This window comes from Pseudotabrizicola sp., from assembly GCF_030656345.1.
Lineage (GTDB): Bacteria > Pseudomonadota > Alphaproteobacteria > Rhodobacterales > Rhodobacteraceae > Pseudotabrizicola.
In genome coordinates this window covers 162,893-177,938 of record NZ_JAUSNR010000024.1, presented here as the reverse complement: position 1 = coordinate 177,938, position 15,046 = coordinate 162,893, and the positions used below count along the sequence as shown (strand labels likewise).

The 15,046-nt window shown below is 64.1% G+C and carries 16 protein-coding genes; 12 read left to right on the top strand and 4 right to left on the bottom strand.

The annotated features are described in order from the left end of the window. From Q7J44_RS15170 to Q7J44_RS15155, 4 genes are all read left to right on the top strand, one after another. Positions 1-1,086: FAD-binding protein (locus Q7J44_RS15170; protein WP_304881271.1), on the top strand; the 1,086-nt coding region annotated here is incomplete at its 5' end. Positions 1,087-1,096: 10 nt separating this feature from the next. Continuing rightward, on the top strand, positions 1,097-1,444 hold the full coding sequence (locus Q7J44_RS15165) for a hypothetical protein (protein WP_304881269.1): 348 nt from the start codon (positions 1,097-1,099) through the stop codon (positions 1,442-1,444). A gap of 4 nt (positions 1,445-1,448) precedes the next feature. After that, the gene (locus Q7J44_RS15160) at positions 1,449-1,724 is read left to right on the top strand and encodes a hypothetical protein (RefSeq protein WP_304881267.1); all 276 of its coding nucleotides are present in this window, start codon (positions 1,449-1,451) and stop codon (positions 1,722-1,724) included. Between the two features lie 16 nt (positions 1,725-1,740). Then, positions 1,741-2,517: a succinate dehydrogenase iron-sulfur subunit gene (locus Q7J44_RS15155; protein WP_304881266.1), complete on the top strand. Its 777-nt coding sequence runs from the start codon at positions 1,741-1,743 to the stop codon at positions 2,515-2,517. Positions 2,518-2,790: 273 nt separating this feature from the next. On the opposite strand, the gene Q7J44_RS15150 is transcribed toward Q7J44_RS15155, so the two are convergent. Beyond that, on the bottom strand, positions 2,791-3,222 hold the full coding sequence (locus Q7J44_RS15150) for a hypothetical protein (protein ID WP_304881264.1): 432 nt from the start codon (positions 3,220-3,222) through the stop codon (positions 2,791-2,793). Positions 3,223-3,356: 134 nt separating this feature from the next. Here Q7J44_RS15150 and Q7J44_RS15145 point away from each other — a divergent pair, with 134 nt between their 5' ends. The 4 genes from Q7J44_RS15145 (at position 3,357) to Q7J44_RS15130 (ending at position 5,920) form a co-directional block, all read left to right on the top strand. After that, positions 3,357-3,752, top strand: coding sequence for a BLUF domain-containing protein (locus Q7J44_RS15145; RefSeq protein ID WP_304881262.1), 396 nt, complete (start codon positions 3,357-3,359; stop codon positions 3,750-3,752). Between the two features lie 3 nt (positions 3,753-3,755). After that, a complete protein-coding gene (locus Q7J44_RS15140; RefSeq protein ID WP_304881260.1) occupies positions 3,756-3,947 on the top strand; it encodes a hypothetical protein in 192 nt (63 codons plus the stop codon). 114 nt (positions 3,948-4,061) lie between these two features. After that, complete coding sequence (locus tag Q7J44_RS15135) at positions 4,062-5,036, top strand: glutathione S-transferase family protein (RefSeq protein WP_304881258.1); 975 nt, start codon at positions 4,062-4,064, stop codon at positions 5,034-5,036. Positions 5,037-5,059: 23 nt separating this feature from the next. Continuing rightward, on the top strand, positions 5,060-5,920 hold the full coding sequence (locus tag Q7J44_RS15130; RefSeq protein WP_304881256.1) for a DUF1989 domain-containing protein: 861 nt from the start codon (positions 5,060-5,062) through the stop codon (positions 5,918-5,920). Positions 5,921-5,989: 69 nt separating this feature from the next. Here Q7J44_RS15130 and Q7J44_RS15125 read toward each other — a convergent pair whose 3' ends face one another. From Q7J44_RS15125 to Q7J44_RS15115, 3 genes are all read right to left on the bottom strand, one after another. Continuing rightward, a complete protein-coding gene (locus tag Q7J44_RS15125; protein ID WP_304881254.1) occupies positions 5,990-6,973 on the bottom strand; it encodes an aldo/keto reductase in 984 nt (327 codons plus the stop codon). Positions 6,974-7,001: 28 nt separating this feature from the next. Beyond that, positions 7,002-7,712, bottom strand: a complete 711-nt coding sequence (gene deoD / locus Q7J44_RS15120; protein WP_304881252.1) for a purine-nucleoside phosphorylase — start codon at positions 7,710-7,712, stop codon at positions 7,002-7,004. Between the two features lie 264 nt (positions 7,713-7,976). Beyond that, the gene (locus Q7J44_RS15115; RefSeq protein ID WP_304881250.1) at positions 7,977-9,944 is read right to left on the bottom strand and encodes a protein meaA; all 1,968 of its coding nucleotides are present in this window, start codon (positions 9,942-9,944) and stop codon (positions 7,977-7,979) included. A gap of 216 nt (positions 9,945-10,160) precedes the next feature. Between Q7J44_RS15115 and Q7J44_RS15110 the strand changes: the two genes are divergently transcribed. From Q7J44_RS15110 to Q7J44_RS15095, 4 genes are all read left to right on the top strand, one after another. After that, on the top strand, positions 10,161-11,492 hold the full coding sequence (locus tag Q7J44_RS15110) for a 1-acyl-sn-glycerol-3-phosphate acyltransferase (protein ID WP_304881248.1): 1,332 nt from the start codon (positions 10,161-10,163) through the stop codon (positions 11,490-11,492). A 140-nt stretch (positions 11,493-11,632) separates the two neighbouring features. Then, positions 11,633-12,925: a crotonyl-CoA carboxylase/reductase gene (ccrA, locus tag Q7J44_RS15105; RefSeq protein ID WP_304881246.1), complete on the top strand. Its 1,293-nt coding sequence runs from the start codon at positions 11,633-11,635 to the stop codon at positions 12,923-12,925. A gap of 223 nt (positions 12,926-13,148) precedes the next feature. Continuing rightward, positions 13,149-14,693: an ATP-dependent RecD-like DNA helicase gene (locus Q7J44_RS15100; protein ID WP_304881244.1), complete on the top strand. Its 1,545-nt coding sequence runs from the start codon at positions 13,149-13,151 to the stop codon at positions 14,691-14,693. Between the two features lie 67 nt (positions 14,694-14,760). Beyond that, the gene (locus tag Q7J44_RS15095; protein ID WP_304881243.1) at positions 14,761-14,997 is read left to right on the top strand and encodes an Lrp/AsnC ligand binding domain-containing protein; all 237 of its coding nucleotides are present in this window, start codon (positions 14,761-14,763) and stop codon (positions 14,995-14,997) included. The last annotated feature ends 49 nt before the right edge of the window (positions 14,998-15,046 follow it).

Here is a 15,046-nt window from a genome sequence, read left to right as displayed (position 1 = left end):
GAGTTCGTGCAGTTTCACCCCACCGGCATTTACGGCTCGGGTTGCCTGATCACCGAAGGCGCACGCGGCGAGGGCGGGTATCTGACCAACTCGGAGGGCGAGCGGTTCATGGAGCGCTATGCGCCGACCTACAAGGATCTGGCGTCGCGCGATGTGGTGTCACGCTGCATGACCATCGAGATCCGTGAGGGCCGCGGTGTCGGGCCGAACAAGGACCACATTCACCTGCACCTGAACCACCTTCCGCGCGAAACACTTGAACTGCGTCTGCCGGGCATTTCGGAATCGGCCAAGATCTTTGCCGGTGTCGATCTGCACAAGGAACCGATCCCGGTTTTGCCGACCGTGCACTACAACATGGGGGGCATTCCGACCAACTATCTGGGCGAGGTTCTGAACCCGCAGCCGGGCAACCCCGACGCCATCTTCCCCGGCCTGATGGCCGTGGGCGAAGCAGGCTGTGCCTCTGTGCATGGCGCGAACCGTCTGGGCTCGAACAGCTTGATCGACCTTGTGGTGTTCGGTCGGGCCGCCGCCATTCGTGCCGGTGAAATCGTCGATCCGAAGGCGCGCAATGCCCCGGTGAACAAACCAGCCGTCGATGTGATCCTGGGCCGGTTTGATGCCTATCGTCACGCCAAAGGCAGCACCCCGACTGCAGAACTGCGGATGGAAATGCAAAAGACCATGCAGTCTGATGCCGCCGTGTTCCGCACCGACAAGACACTGGCCGAAGGTGTGGCAAAGATGGACAGCGTTGCGCGCAAGATGGACGATCTGCACGTCACCGATCGCAGCCTTGTGTGGAACTCGGACCTGATGGAAACGCTGGAGTTGGCCAACCTGATGCCGAACGCGCTGGCCACCATTGTCGCCGCAGAGGCGCGCAAGGAATCCCGTGGTGCCCATGCCCACGAGGACTATCCGAACCGCGACGACGTGAACTGGCGTGTGCACTCGATCGCCCATGTTGATGGCCCAAAGGTTACGCTCTCGACCCGTCCGGTGCATCTGGAGCCGTTGACCAAGTATGAAAACGGCGGGATCGACCTGAAAAAGATCGCGCCAAAAGCGCGGGTCTATTAAGATCCGCCCGATGGAAAAGCGATACACCCTGGGCCATCGCGTTGTGACTGTGGCAGCTTGTGGTCTGGCGCTTGCGCTGGCCGCCTGCTCGCCGCAGGATATGGCCGACAAGGTGGCCCGGACGGCAGCCCGCAGTGTCGTGGTGCCGGTGGTGCAGCAATACATGCCCGGCCCCGCAGCCGAAGGCGTGGCGACCTGCATCATCGACAACGCCAATGCCGCCGAGATCTCGTCGCTTGCGCGGGACGTCGGCACGCGTGCGGGCACGTCGACTGTGCAGACGGTCATGACCGTGGCGCAGCGTCCGGCCACCCTGCAATGTCTTGCCACCAGCGGCTTGCCGCGGCTTGCAGGGTGATGTGATGCGGATCGCGATGGTCTTTGGTCTTGTGCTGACGGCTTGTGGTCCTGTTCCGGTCGCGCAGGCGGAACGCGACTGTCGTGACGAGGCTCGTCTTGCCCAGCAACCGCGCGGCGAGGCTAAGTTGGGGATTGATTCCGATGGCCGCCTGATCCGGCGGTTGGAGGTTGATATTTCCAGCGACTACGTGCTTGGCCGCGACCCGCAAAAGGTCTGGCAATCTTGCGTGCTGAATCGGTCCGGCCAGTTGCCGACCCGCCCCTATTCCTCCCTCTGACTGAAAGGGAACCCCGATGGTCCAGTTCAACCTTCCAAAGAATTCCACGATCCGTACAGGCAAGACGTGGCCAAAGCCGAACGGCAAGAACATCCGCAAATTCCAGATCTACCGCTGGAACCAGGATGACGGCAAGAATCCGCAGGTCGATACCTATTTCGTTGATATGGATACCTGCGGGCCGATGGTTCTGGACGCGCTGATCAAGATCAAATCGGAAATTGATCCGACGCTGACCTTTCGGCGGTCCTGCCGCGAAGGCATCTGCGGATCCTGCGCGATGAACATCGATGGCATCAACACGCTGGCCTGCATCTATGGCATGGATGAGATCAAGGGTGACGTGAAAATCTATCCGTTGCCGCATATGCCAGTGATCAAGGACCTGATCCCGGACCTGACCCATTTCTATGCTCAGCACGCCAGCATCATGCCGTGGTTGGAGACCAAGACCAACCGTCCCGCCAAGGAATGGCGCCAGTCGATCGAAGACCGGTCCAAACTGGACGGGCTTTACGAATGCGTCATGTGTGCCTGCTGTTCGACGTCCTGCCCGTCCTATTGGTGGAACGGCGACAAATACCTTGGGCCAGCCGCCTTGCTGCATGCTTACCGTTGGATCATCGACAGCCGCGACGAGGCAACGCCCGAACGTCTCGACATGCTGGAGGATCCCTTCAAGCTCTACCGTTGCCACACCATCATGAACTGCGCCAAGACATGCCCCAAGGGCCTGAACCCGGCCAAGGCCATTGCCGAGATCAAGAAGATGATGGTTGAGCGGGTGGTCTGAGCCGCGCTGATCGGAAAACGGCCCCGGTTGATCCGGGGCCGTTTTGCATTGGGTCAACAGGCCGGAGGATGCGGGATTTGGCGCATCGGCCAGCAGCCGTGGGGGATCAGCGCAGGAGAACACGCGGGCCAGCAACACTCTGAACAGGGACAAATCCGGCGACATTCGCTGGAGGAGGGGCCAAGGCCGCGCTGCCAGAGCGCGCGCCGTTTCGCTTCAGGCCACAGGGGGTGCCGTCATCGCGCGCAAACCCCCGGCCCATACCCCGGCCCGCTATACGCGCAGGAGGTGATCTGCCCTGGCGGGCTTTGCCTCGGCGTCGGTCTGGTAGTGGCGGACAAGTTCGGTTGCGACAACGCGGGGGAGCGTGGCATCCGACATCTGGGGCGGGGTCAGGTGCACCACATGCCTGGCCCCAAGCACCAGCAGGGCGTTGGCTTGCCCGGTGTCAAGACCGGAAGCCGGCGTGATCGCCGACCGGCCCCCCACGTCGCCCGGCGGCAAGGGCGTGGTGCGGGTGGCAAGCGCCTGTGCCGTGCGGGCGTAGTGCAAAAGCTTTTCCAAGCCTTTTGCGGCGCGGGACTCTTCGACCACGACAGTCTGGCTGTCGGGCGTGCCCTTGGCCGCTGCGGCCTGCGTCTGCAACAGCATGACGGCCGTGCGCATGGCGATGGTGGGAGGGGGCAATGAAATCTTTGGCAGCATGGTCCTTTCCTCTCGGTGCAAGGGTGCGACCAAGATATGAAGGATCGGTAAACGGCAGCGGGCAGGGGCACCTTCGCGCTGGCTCTTGAGCGGTGCATTCGGTAGCATTTGGACAAAGATACAAGGAATCCCCCATGCCGCTTTTGCAACTTGTCTATGCCTCGCGGCCCTTTGGCTTTGATCAGGTGACGCTGACCGCGATTCTGTTCGATGCCCGGCGCTGCAACACGCGCGATGACATCACTGGCGCGCTGATCTGCCGGGATGATCTGTTTTTGCAACTGCTGGAGGGGCCGGTGGCGGCGGTCGAGGCCGCCTATGCCCGCATCCGCGCCGATGACCGGCATGTCGAGGTGCGCGAATTGCTGTGCCGGGTGATCGCGGATGATCAGCGCATGTTCGCAGGCTGGGCGATGAAGGATGATCCGGCGACCAGCCTGATCTGGTCGCGCGAAGAGGTGGCAGAGGGCGTGCCGGAGCGCGCGGGTGAGGCTGCGGTGCTGGCGGTGTTTGCGCGGCTGGCGGGTTGATCCATGCCGCTGCTGCTACTGGTCCTGCTGCTGTCGGTGCTGGCCTATATGTGGATCACCCGGCGCAACTCGACCCTGACCCGCGTCTGCATGTGGCGGCAGGAACGTTCTGCCGGGCAGTGGCGTTGTGTTGCCTGTGGGGCAGTGGTGCCGGGCGCGCAAGAGCCGAAGGATTGCCTGCGCCCAGAGGCATAACTTGCCGGTTTGTGCGGGGTTCCGTGCATTGGCGCAGGGTGCCTGTCAGGCTGAAGCGTGGTCATGCCGCATCAAGGCGGTTAGCCTTTGCCCGAGCAGAAAAAGGGGAGTGGAATGGGACAGTTGGTTGACGGCGTCTGGCACGACGAATGGTATGACACAGACTCCACCGGCGGGGCGTTTGAACGCAAAGAATCAAGCTTTCGCAACTGGGTAACGGCGGACGGGACGGCCGGGCCGTCGGGTGAGGGTGGCTTCAAGGCGGAAAGCGGGCGCTATCACCTGTATGTCTCGCTCGCCTGTCCCTGGGCGCATCGCACGCTGATCTTTCGGGCGCTGAAGGGGTTGGCGGAGCATATCCCGGTATCGGTCGTGCATCCCGACATGCTGTCAGATGGCTGGACCTTTGCCACAGATTTTCCCGGCACCACGGGCGACCGGCAGTTCGGCCTGCCCTTCCTGCGCGATGTCTATCTGCGCGATACGCCCGATATGTCGGGCCGGGTGACGGTGCCGGTGCTGTGGGACACGCAGACCGGGCGGATTGTCAGCAACGAGTCTGCCGAGATCATCCGCATGTTCAATTCGGCCTTTGACGGGCTGACCGGCAATACCGACGACTACTGGCCCGAAGCCTTGCACGACGGGATCGAGGCGATCAACACGCGGGTTTATGACATGGTGAACAACGGGGTCTACAAGGCGGGGTTTGCCACCAGCCAAGACGCCTATGACACTGCGGTGCATGCGCTTTTTGACTCGCTGGACTGGCTCGAGGACCATCTGGGCACCAACCGCTATCTGATGGGCGACCGGCTGACCGAGGCTGACTGGCGGCTTTTCCCGACGTTGATCCGGTTTGATCCGGTGTATCACCTGCATTTCAAATGCAACCGCCGCCGGATCATTGATTACCCGAACCTGTGGGGTTTCACGCGTGAGCTGTATCAGGTGCCGGGCGTGGCCGAGACGGTCGTGTTCGATCATTTCGTGCGGCATTATCATTACAGCCATGACACCATCAACCCGAACCGGATCATCCCGATCAATCCGGTGCTGGACTATGACGCACCGCACGGGCGCGGTTGAGGCTTTTTCAAGGGAGTTATCGTGTGAAACCTGACGTTCCAGCCCATGCTCCCCCAGATGATGCCGCCGCGCGCCGCGCGGTGGAGCCGGTGATCTGTTATCCGGTGGCGGGCTTGCCCGCGCCCGATCTGGCCCCCTGGCACGCGGCGCGTGACGGGTGGGAACAGGTGGCCGAAGTGCTGGTGCCCGCGCGCGAGGCGCGGTGTTTTGACGTGCCTGCCGGGCATTTCTTCCGCATCACCAGCGTGGAAGGGCCGCAGGTCGGCGATCTGAACCTGTGGAACGCCCATGACCTGCAGGAGCGGTTTTACAGCGGTAAAACAAGGGCTTTGCACGGCACGCATCTGAGCGCGGGGGACAGGATGTGGTCCAACCTGCCGTTCCTGCGCGAGATGGCGCTGATCACTGAGGATACGCTGGACTGGTACGGCTTTGATGCCTTTGGCGGCGGGGTGCATGATGTGATCGGTACCCGCTGCGACCCCTATACGCATAACCTGCTGGTGGGCGGGCAGTATCACCACTGCTGCCATTCCAACCTGACGCGGGCATTGGCGGACCGGATGGGGCTGCCCTTGGCCGAGGCTGAGGTGCATGTGCATGATGTGCTCAACGTGTTCATGTGCACCGGGTTTACCCGCGATACCGGGCAGTATTTCATGAAGGCCAGCCCGGTGCGGCCCGGTGATTTCATTGAGTTTTTTGCCGGGATGGATCTGCTGGGCGGGTTGTCGGCCTGTCCGGGCGGGGATTGTTCCACTGTGCATTCGTCAGACAGGGCGGCGTGTTTTCCGTTGCTGGTGCAGGTGTTCAAGCCGCAAACGGCGATGCTTGGCTGGCAGGTGAGTGCAGCGAATGGCTATGACCGGAGCCACGGGGTGTAACCGTTGAGGGGGGCTGTCTGCCCCCCGCGCTTCGCGCCCCCCCGAGGATATTTTTGAACAGATGATGGGTCAGCTGTAGCGCTCGACCGAGGCGGCCATGGCGTCATTGTAGCGGTCGCCGTAGGCCCAGCCGGGGGGCAGGGTGGAGTCTATCTGCGCAAGGTCGGCGGGGGTGAGGGTGATATCGGGTGCCTGCGCCCATGCCGCAAGGTGCGCCGCCGTGCGGGTGCCGGGGATCGGGATCAGATGCTCGCCCCTGTGCAGGCACCACGCGAGGGCCAGTGCGGGCGGCGTATGGCCCATGTCGGCGGCAAGCTGCTGAAACGCAAGCAGTTTTGGCTTGTTCAGTGGCCAGTATTCCGGGGTAAAGCGTGGGATCTGGCTGCGGAACGGGCCTGCATCCTGCTGGTCGGGGTCGAACATCGGGCTGCCGAACGCCCCGCGCGCCAGTGGCGAGAATGGGATGAAAGCGACGCCCAGGTCTGCACAGGTCTGGATCATCCCCAGTTCTGGCTGGCGGGTCCAGAGCGAGTATTCGTTCTGCACCGCCATGACCGGCTGCACCGCATGGGCGCGGCGCAGGGTGTAGGGGGCTACTTCGGACAGGCCGTAGCCGCCGATCTTGCCCTCTGCCATCAGCGTGGCCATGGTCTGCGCCACCTCTTCGATCGGCGTGGCGGGGTCGTGGCGGTGGAGGTAGAACAGATCGACATGATCCACCCCCAGCCGCGTGAGCGAGCCTTCGAGTTCGGCGCGCAGATAGGCGGGGTCGTTGTTGATGCCACGGCTTGCGCCCGGCACGATGCCGGCTTTGGTCGCGATCACCGGGCGGTGTCTGCGAGTGCTAAGCCATTGGCCGATCGCGCTTTCCGATGCGCCGCTGCCGTAGACATTGGCGACATCGAGGAAGGTGATGCCATGGTCCCATGCGGCGTCGAGGCAGGCGAGGGAGTCCTCGGTCGAGGTGTCGCCGAAGATCCCGCCGAAGGACAGGCAACCGAGGCCGAGGGCAGAGACTTTGGGGCCGTTGGCCCCGAGCTGGCGGTGTTTCATAAGCGGGTCCGGGGTTGGGTCAGGGCGTTCAGGCGGCAAAGGCGGTGTGCAGGGCGGTGTCGATCATGGCGGCGAAGCTGGTTTCGCGCTCGGCACTGGGCAGCGCCGCGCCGGTCAGGATGTGGTCAGACACCGTCAGGATGGCCAGCGCGCGGCACTGGTAGCGGGCGGCGAGGGTGTAGAGTTCGGCCGTTTCCATCTCTACCGCAAGGCAGCCGTGGCGCTGCAGCTGATCGTTCAGGTCAGAGCGTTCGTCGTAGAAGGTGTCGGATGTGAAAATGCCGCCGACATGTACCGGGCCGGTGGCAGCCCCGGTCGCGGCGGCATAAGCCTTTGACAGCAGGTCAAAATCTGCGACCGGCGCAAAGCGCATTTCGCGGAAGATGCTGGAAGAGGGCGAGCCGATGGTCGATGCGGCCTGCGCCAGAACCAGATCGCGCAAGCCGATATGCGGCTGCAAGGCCCCGCAGGAGCCGACGCGGATCAGGGTTTTCACGCCATAGTCGCGGATCAGCTCATTGGCGTAGATCGAGATCGAGGGCATGCCCATGCCGGTGCCGTGGATGGTGACCGGGTTGCCCCGCCAGGTGCCGGTATAGGCCAGCATGCCCCGGGTTTCCGACACCAGCCGGGGCTGATCCAGAAAGCGTTCGGCGGCCCAGCGGGCGCGGTAGGGGTCGCCGGGCAGCAGGCAAGTCTCGGCAATCTCGCCCGGCTGTGCGCCGATGTGAAAGGTCATGGGGGCCTCGCTGGGGTTTGGTCTGGGAGAGTTGTGCGTGGTTCCGGCGGAGAGGGCAAGCGTGATTGGTGCGGGCCGCGCAGCAGCCGGTGCCCCCCTTGCCACGAGGGGGAGGGGGGGCTTTTTCGGGGAGGTGGGGGTGGGGTAGTATGAGGGGGCGTAACGGACTGAAATGCCGGGAAATTCCAGGTATGATTTGCGTCTGATCCACGTCTGGTTTGCGTATGGTTTACGTCATGACGTGTGTGCGGTGCGGGGACCGGTCTATTCGGCAGCGATCGGGGCGGCGTCGACCAGACCGACGATGTCGAGCATGATGCGGTTCAGCTCAAAATCCTTGGGCGTGTAGACGGCGGCGACGCCCAGCGCGCGCAGCTGGGTGGCGTCGGCTTCGGGGATGATGCCGCCGACGACCAGCGGGATGTGCGACAAGCCCGCCGCCTGCATCAGGGCCAGGGTTTCGGTGATCAGGGGCAGGTGGCTGCCGGACAGGATCGACAGGCCGATGACATGGGCGTCCTGATCGACCGCGGCGGCGACGATTTCCGACGGAGTCAGGCGGATGCCTTCGTAATGGATGTCCATGCCGCAATCACGGGCGCGGGCGGCGATCTGTTCGGCGCCGTTGGAATGGCCGTCAAGGCCCGGTTTGCCGACGAGGAATTTCAGCGGGCGGCCGAGTTTCGACGACAGGGTGGCCACCGCCTCGCGGATCGGTTCCAGCCCTTCGGTGCGGTTGGAGGGCGCGCGGCTGACGCCGGTGGGGGCGCGGTATTCGCCAAAGGCCCGGCGCACCACAGCGCCCCATTCGCCGGTGGTCACACCAGCGCGGGCGCAGAGAATCGAGGCGGGCATGACGTTGGTGCCATCGGTGCAGGCTTGGGCGAGGGCTTTGAGCGCAGCGGTGACGGCGGCGGCGTCGCGGGCTTCGCGCCATGTGTGCAGGCGGGCGATCTGGTCGGCCTCGGCCTCGGGGTCGGCTGCCATGATGCTGCCATCGCCGGTGGTCAGCGGTGAGGGTTCGGTGGTGGTGAAGCGGTTGACGCCGACGACGGTGGTCTCAGAGGATTCGATGCGGGCGATGCGGTCGGCATTGGCCTCGACCAGACGGGATTTCATATACTCGATGGCGGCGACCGCGCCGCCCATGGCGTCGATCTGCGCCAGTTCGGCGCGCGCACCTTCCTTGAGCTGGGTGACCTTGCGGTCAATCGCCGGGTTGCCGTCGAACAGGTCGTCATATTCCAGAAGGTCGGTTTCATAGGCCAGGATCTGCTGCATCCGCAGCGACCATTGCTGATCCCACGGGCGGGGCAGACCCAGCGCCTCGTTCCACGCCGGCAGTTGCACGGCGCGGGCGCGGGCGTTTTTCGACAGGGTCACCGCCAGCATTTCGATCAGGATGCGGTAGACGTTGTTTTCGGGCTGCGGTTCGGTGAGGCCAAGCGAGTTGACCTGCACGCCATAGCGAAAGCGGCGGTATTTGGGCTCATGGATGCCGTAGCGCGACTCAGTAATTTCATCCCACAGGTCGACAAAGGCGCGCATCTTGCACAGCTCGGTCACGAAGCGGATGCCCGCGTTGACAAAAAACGATATTCTGCCGACCATATTGGGGAATTCGGACGGGGAAACTTTCCCTTTCAGATCATCGAGCACCGCGCAGGCGGTGGCCAGCGCAAAGGCCAGTTCCTGTTCCGGCGTCGCCCCCGCCTCTTGCAGGTGGTAGGAACACACGTTCATCGGGTTCCATTTCGGCAGGTGCTTTTGCGTATAGGCGGCGACATCGGTGATCATCCGCAAGCTGGGCTTGGGCGGGCAGATATAGGTGCCGCGCGACAGGTATTCCTTGATCAGATCGTTCTGCACGGTGCCGTTGAGCGCCGCCACATCCGCGCCCTGTTCTTCCGCCACCGCGATATAAAGCGCCAGCAGCCAGGGTGCCGTGGCGTTGATCGTCATCGAGGTGTTCATCTTTTCCAGTGGGATCGCATCGAACAGCGCGCGCATGTCGCCCAGATGCGCGACCGGCACACCGACCTTTCCCACTTCACCCTTCGCCAGTTCGTGATCGGAGTCGTAGCCGGTCTGGGTGGGCAGGTCGAAGGCGACCGACAGGCCGGTCTGCCCTTTGGACAGGTTGTTGCGGTAGAGCGCGTTGGAGGCGCTGGCGGTGGAGTGCCCGGCATAGGTGCGGAACAGCCAGGGGGCGTCTTTTGCTGGTTGGGTCATGTCCGGCCTCCACCGCGCGACTCAGGGTTCGCGCAATAATGTTTCGCTTTGTGTCAGATAGGGGAAATAATCTGGCGTTGTCAATTCGCCGCAACGCGGCATTGCGGGTCGAACATGCGGAGGGGGCGCTGCCCCCCGCGCGTCGCGCCCCCCCCGGAGTATTTGGAAAAGGTGCAATTCATTTGCGCGGGGGCGTGGTTTGGCTAGGGTTGGCGAATGTTTCAGACCGTGGAAATTCCTGTATGGCTGGTGGTGGTGCTGTTTGCGCTGCCGGGTGTGGCGGCGTTGGACCGGATCATCGGGCCGGGGGTGCGCTGGTTTTTCCGCCGCCGGCTGGAGCGGTTGCTGGCACAGGTGAACGCCCGGCTGGAGCGCAAGATCGAGCCGTTCAAGCTGATGCGGCGGCAGGATATGGTGGTGCGGCTGCTGTATGACCCGGCGGTGCTGGAGGCGGTGGCAGACCATGCGGCGGCACGGGGCGTGCCGGGCGAGGTGGCGCTGGAAGAGGCGCGGACCTATGCGCGCGAGATTGTGCCGGGGTTTTCGGCGCTGTTCTATTTCGGCTTTGCCACACGGGCGGCGCGGGCCTTGTCGGCGGTGTTTTTCCGGGTGCGGGTCGGCGTGGTGGCCGAGGCCGCGCGCCAGATTGATCCGCGCGCCACGGTGATCTTCGTGATGAACCACCGCAGCAACATGGATTATGTGCTGGTGACATGGCTGGTGTCGGGGCGGGCGGCGATTTCCTATGCGGTGGGGGAATGGGCGCGGGTCTGGCCGCTGTCGCGGCTGATCCGGGCGATGGGGGCCTATTTCATCCGGCGGGGGAACCACAATGCGCTCTACCGGCGGGTGCTGTCGCGCTATGTGCAGATGACCACGGCGGAAGGCACCACGCAGGCGGTGTTTCCCGAAGGCCGGCTGAGCCTGACGGGCCGGGTGGGCGCGGCGCGGATGGGGCTATTGTCGTACATCTGGGCCGGGTTTGATCCTGCGGGGCGCGATGTGGTCTTTGTGCCGGTCGGGCTGGCCTACGACCGGGTGCTGGAGGATGCGCTGCTGGTGCGCGCGGCGCGTGAGGGCGGGCGGCGGTTCCGCGCGCCGCTGTTGCGGGTGCTGTGGGAGGCGTTGCGGATTGGGCTGAAGCGCGCGGGCGGGCGGCGGTTCCTGTTCGGCACCGCAGCGGCGGGCTTTGGCGCGCCGGTGTCGCTGCGTGCGTATCAGGCAGAGGGCGGTGATCTGGACGCGCTGGGCGTGCGGCTGATGGGTGATGTCGAACGCGTGGTGCCGGTGCTGGCGGTGCCGCTGGTGGCGGCATCGGTGGCGATGGGGGTGCCGGTAGCGGACCTGGTGGTGCGGCTGGAGGCGGTGGGGGCGGTGATGCGTTTGCCCCCCGCAGGGGCGGTTCAGGCCGAGGCAGAGGGGCGGGCCATGCTGCAGACGCGCGGTGTTCTGGATGCCCGTGGCGCCGTTGTGCCGGAGATGCAGGATTTGCTGGCGTTTTATGCAGCGCCCGTGCGGCAACGGTTGGGGGAAGCGGCGGCGGACTGAATTTTTCTGCAACGCGGCGGACATAAAATTACAAAAACTGCCGCCAGACTATTGCAATGTTGCGTGATGCCTCATAATCCTTGGCTCCAGACCCGCCGATTCTGCGGCGCGGCATTTTGACCCTTTGGATGGAGGCCCCCATGGCTCTGGACACGCAACCCGCCATCGCCGCCTATGAGGCGCCGAAAAAAGACCTGTATGAGATTGGCGAGATGCCGCCCCTGGGTCATGTGCCGCGCCAGATGTATTCCTGGGCCATCCGCCGCGAACGTCATGGCGAGCCGGAAGTCGCGATGCTGCAGGAGGTGGTGGACACCTGGACCATCGACAGCAACGAGGTGCTGGTGCTGGTGATGGCGGCAGGCGTGAATTACAACGGCGTCTGGGCGGGCCTCGGCCAGCCGATCAGCCCGTTCGACAGCCACAAGCAGCCCTTTCACATTGCCGGGTCGGATGCGTCGGGCATTGTCTGGGCGGTGGGAGACAAGGTGAAGCGCTGGAAAGTCGGCGACGAGGTGGTGATCCACTGCAATCAGGATGACGGCGATGACGAGGAATGCAACGGCGGCGACCCGATGTTTTCCCCCAGCCAGCGGATCTGGGGCTATGAGACGCATGACGGGTCTTTCGCGCAGTTCACCCGGGTGCAGGCGCAGCAGCTGATGCCGCGGCCCAAGCACCTGACTTGGGAGGAGTCGGCCTGTTATACGCTGACGCTTGCCACCGCCTACCGGATGCTGTTCGGGCATGAACCGCATGATCTGAAACCGGGGCAGAATGTGCTGGTCTGGGGGGCATCGGGTGGCCTTGGGTCTTATGCGATCCAGCTGATCAACACGGCGGGGGCCAATGCGATTGGCGTCATCAGCGACGAGAGCAAGCGTGAGTTTGTGATGTCGATGGGCGCCAAGGGCGTGATCAACCGCAATGATTTCAAGTGCTGGGGGCAGTTGCCGAAGGTGGGCAGCCCGGAATACGCCGTCTGGTTTGCCGAGGCGCGCAAGTTCGGCAAGGCGATCTGGGACATCACCGGCAAGGGTGTGAACGTGGACATGGTGTTCGAACACCCGGGCGAGGCGACGTTTCCGGTCAGCACGCTGGTGTGCAAGAAGGGCGGCATGGTGGTGATCTGTGCGGGGACATCCGGGTTCAACTGCACCTTTGACGTGCGCTATATGTGGATGCACCAGAAGCGCCTGCAGGGCAGCCACTTCGCGCATCTGAAACAGGCGGCGGCGGCGAACAAGCTGATGGTCGAACGGCGGCTGGACCCCTGCATGTCGGAAGTCTTCCCGTGGGAAGATATCCCGAAGGCCCATACCAAGATGCTGCGCAATCAGCACAAGCCGGGGAATATGGCGGTGCTGGTGCAGGCGCCGGTGACGGGTTTGCGCACGTTTGATGATACGCTGGAGGCGAGCAGGCGGGGGTGATGCGGGCGCATCCTGATGACGCGGGGCGGGGTGAACCCCGCCCTACAGGGTGAGGGTGCCTGGTTGGCAAGCGGTAGGGCGGGGTTCACCCCGCCTTTGGTGGCGCATGGCGGGGTGAACCCCGCCCTACCGCTTGGCGCAGGCGGGCCTGCGTTCTGGTTGGGCCGAGTTTTGCCGTGCTGTGCTCTGGTGCAAGGACGGCCTTGCCCTTATGGTCGCGCGCATGAACACGCTCGCACGCGCCACGGCCGCATTGACCCTTTCCGACGATCAGGCCGAAGCGCATGACCGTGTGGCTGCTGACCTGTTGGCGGCGGGGATTGACCTTGTTCATGGCGGGCTGACGCCGCCGGGGGAGGGGAAATCGACCGTGCTTGCCGTGATGGGCAAGGCGGGGTCGGGCAAGACCATGCTGCTGGCGCAGCTGACGCGGGCGATGATCGAGGCGGGGGTCGAGATCGTCTCGGGCGATTATGAGGGCAAGCGGCGCAAGGAACGGCGGACGCTGGCGGTGCTGGCGCCGACCAACAAGGCGGCGTCGGTGTTGCGGATGCGCGGGGTGCCGGCGACCACCATTCACCGCATTCTGTATACGCCGCTGTATGACCCGCAGTATGAGAAGATTGCCGAATGGCTGACCGGGGTGGGCGACCGCCCGGTGGTCGAGGACCTGCCCGATCTGGCGCTGGACCGGGCCTTTGCGTTTTATCAGCAGGTGGCGTCGATTCCGGGGGCCCTGGCGGCGGCGGGTTTGCGCGGGTCTGATTTTATCAAGGGCTGGAAGCGGCGCGAAGAGCCGCTGGATGTGGGGTTCATCGACGAATCCTCGATGCTGGATGAGCGGCAGTTTGACGACCTGCGCGAGATTTTCCCGACGCTTGTGCTGTTTGGCGACCCCGCACAGCTGGCCCCGGTGGGGCAGTCCGGGTCGATGGTGTTCGACCGGCTGGGGGATGGCAAGAAACTGATGCTCAGCCGGGTGCACCGGCAGGCGCAGGACAACCCGATATTGGATCTGGCCCATGCGCTGGCGGACCCGGATATCGGGTTCGATCAGTTTGAGCGGATGGTGGAAGACGCATCCAAACGCGATGAACGCGTGGTCTGGGCCGAACGGGTGGATGCCGACATGATGGCGCGATCCCCCGCCTTGGTCTGGCGCAATGCGACGCGGATCAGGCTGATCACCGCGTTCCGGGCGGCGCATGGCGCGCCGGATGATGCGCTGCTGCCGGGTGAGCCGCTGATCTGTGACGGGATCGAGCTGCCGCTGAAGCATCGCAAAAAGCGCATCGATCTGGAGGCGCGGGGGCTGATCAAGGGCGCGCAGGTGATCTACCTTGGCCCCGGCAACCGGCCCGGCTTTGCCAAGATCCATGTGGTGGGCGCCGAAGACCCGCAGGTGTCTGCCGCCAGCATCATCAAGATTGAACGGCCCGATGAGGATGAACCCTTCATCGCCAGTGCCGCCACCATGGGGGCTGCGTTTCTGCACGGGGCGGCGGTGACCATTCACAAGGCGCAAGGCAGCCAGTGGGAAAATGTGCAGGTTTTTGCGCCCGATCTGTTTGCCGCAGCGCAGGCAGGCCGGAGTGAGGCCGGGTTGCCGCTGTGGAAGCGGCTGGCCTATGTGGCGATTACGCGGGCCGAAAAGCGGCTGTTCTGGGTGGTGCGCGCCCGGCTGGCGCGGCCTTTGGGGCCGCTGGTGGTCGATGACCTGAAACCGGCATCGGTGCCGCTGACGCTGACCACGGAAACCGACGGCTAGAATATGCGTCAAGGGCTTTTCCGCCCGCGCCCCGCACGCTAGGGTGCAGCACAGGACAGGAGGCCCCATGCGCTGCGTATTCGTTCAGTTCCGCTGCATCCCCGGCAAGACCTATGAGGTGGCCAGTACCATCTGGGACCGCGAAGTGGTGTCAGAGATGTATTCGACCAGCGGCGAATATGACCTGATGGCCAAGGTGTATATCCCCGATGAGGAAGATGTCGGCCAGTTCCTGAACACGGCGCTGTTTGACATTCCGGGCATCAGCCGCACCCTGACCACGATGACCTTCCGCACGTTCTGACAGGACAATCTGACACGCCTGCGTCAGACCCGGTTGCCTCTGGGCACCC

Bases quoted from the DNA above. Each gene is read 5' to 3' on its own strand.
- Q7J44_RS15160 (WP_304881267.1), top strand. From the start codon at position 1,449: ATGCGGATCGCGATGGTCTTTGGTCTTGTGCTGACGGCTTGTGGTCCT.
- Q7J44_RS15095 (WP_304881243.1), top strand. From the start codon at position 14,761: ATGCGCTGCGTATTCGTTCAGTTCCGCTGCATCCCCGGCAAGACCTAT.
- Q7J44_RS15150 (WP_304881264.1), bottom strand. From the start codon at position 3,222: ATGCTGCCAAAGATTTCATTGCCCCCTCCCACCATCGCCATGCGCACG.
- Q7J44_RS15135 (WP_304881258.1), top strand. From the start codon at position 4,062: ATGGGACAGTTGGTTGACGGCGTCTGGCACGACGAATGGTATGACACA.
- Q7J44_RS15125 (WP_304881254.1), bottom strand. From the start codon at position 6,973: ATGAAACACCGCCAGCTCGGGGCCAACGGCCCCAAAGTCTCTGCCCTC.
- ccrA (WP_304881246.1), top strand. From the start codon at position 11,633: ATGGCTCTGGACACGCAACCCGCCATCGCCGCCTATGAGGCGCCGAAA.
- Q7J44_RS15165 (WP_304881269.1), top strand. From the start codon at position 1,097: ATGGAAAAGCGATACACCCTGGGCCATCGCGTTGTGACTGTGGCAGCT.
- Q7J44_RS15155 (WP_304881266.1), top strand. From the start codon at position 1,741: ATGGTCCAGTTCAACCTTCCAAAGAATTCCACGATCCGTACAGGCAAG.
- Q7J44_RS15115 (WP_304881250.1), bottom strand. From the start codon at position 9,944: ATGACCCAACCAGCAAAAGACGCCCCCTGGCTGTTCCGCACCTATGCC.
- Q7J44_RS15145 (WP_304881262.1), top strand. From the start codon at position 3,357: ATGCCGCTTTTGCAACTTGTCTATGCCTCGCGGCCCTTTGGCTTTGAT.
- Q7J44_RS15110 (WP_304881248.1), top strand. From the start codon at position 10,161: ATGTTTCAGACCGTGGAAATTCCTGTATGGCTGGTGGTGGTGCTGTTT.
- Q7J44_RS15100 (WP_304881244.1), top strand. From the start codon at position 13,149: ATGAACACGCTCGCACGCGCCACGGCCGCATTGACCCTTTCCGACGAT.
- Q7J44_RS15140 (WP_304881260.1), top strand. From the start codon at position 3,756: ATGCCGCTGCTGCTACTGGTCCTGCTGCTGTCGGTGCTGGCCTATATG.
- deoD (WP_304881252.1), bottom strand. From the start codon at position 7,712: ATGACCTTTCACATCGGCGCACAGCCGGGCGAGATTGCCGAGACTTGC.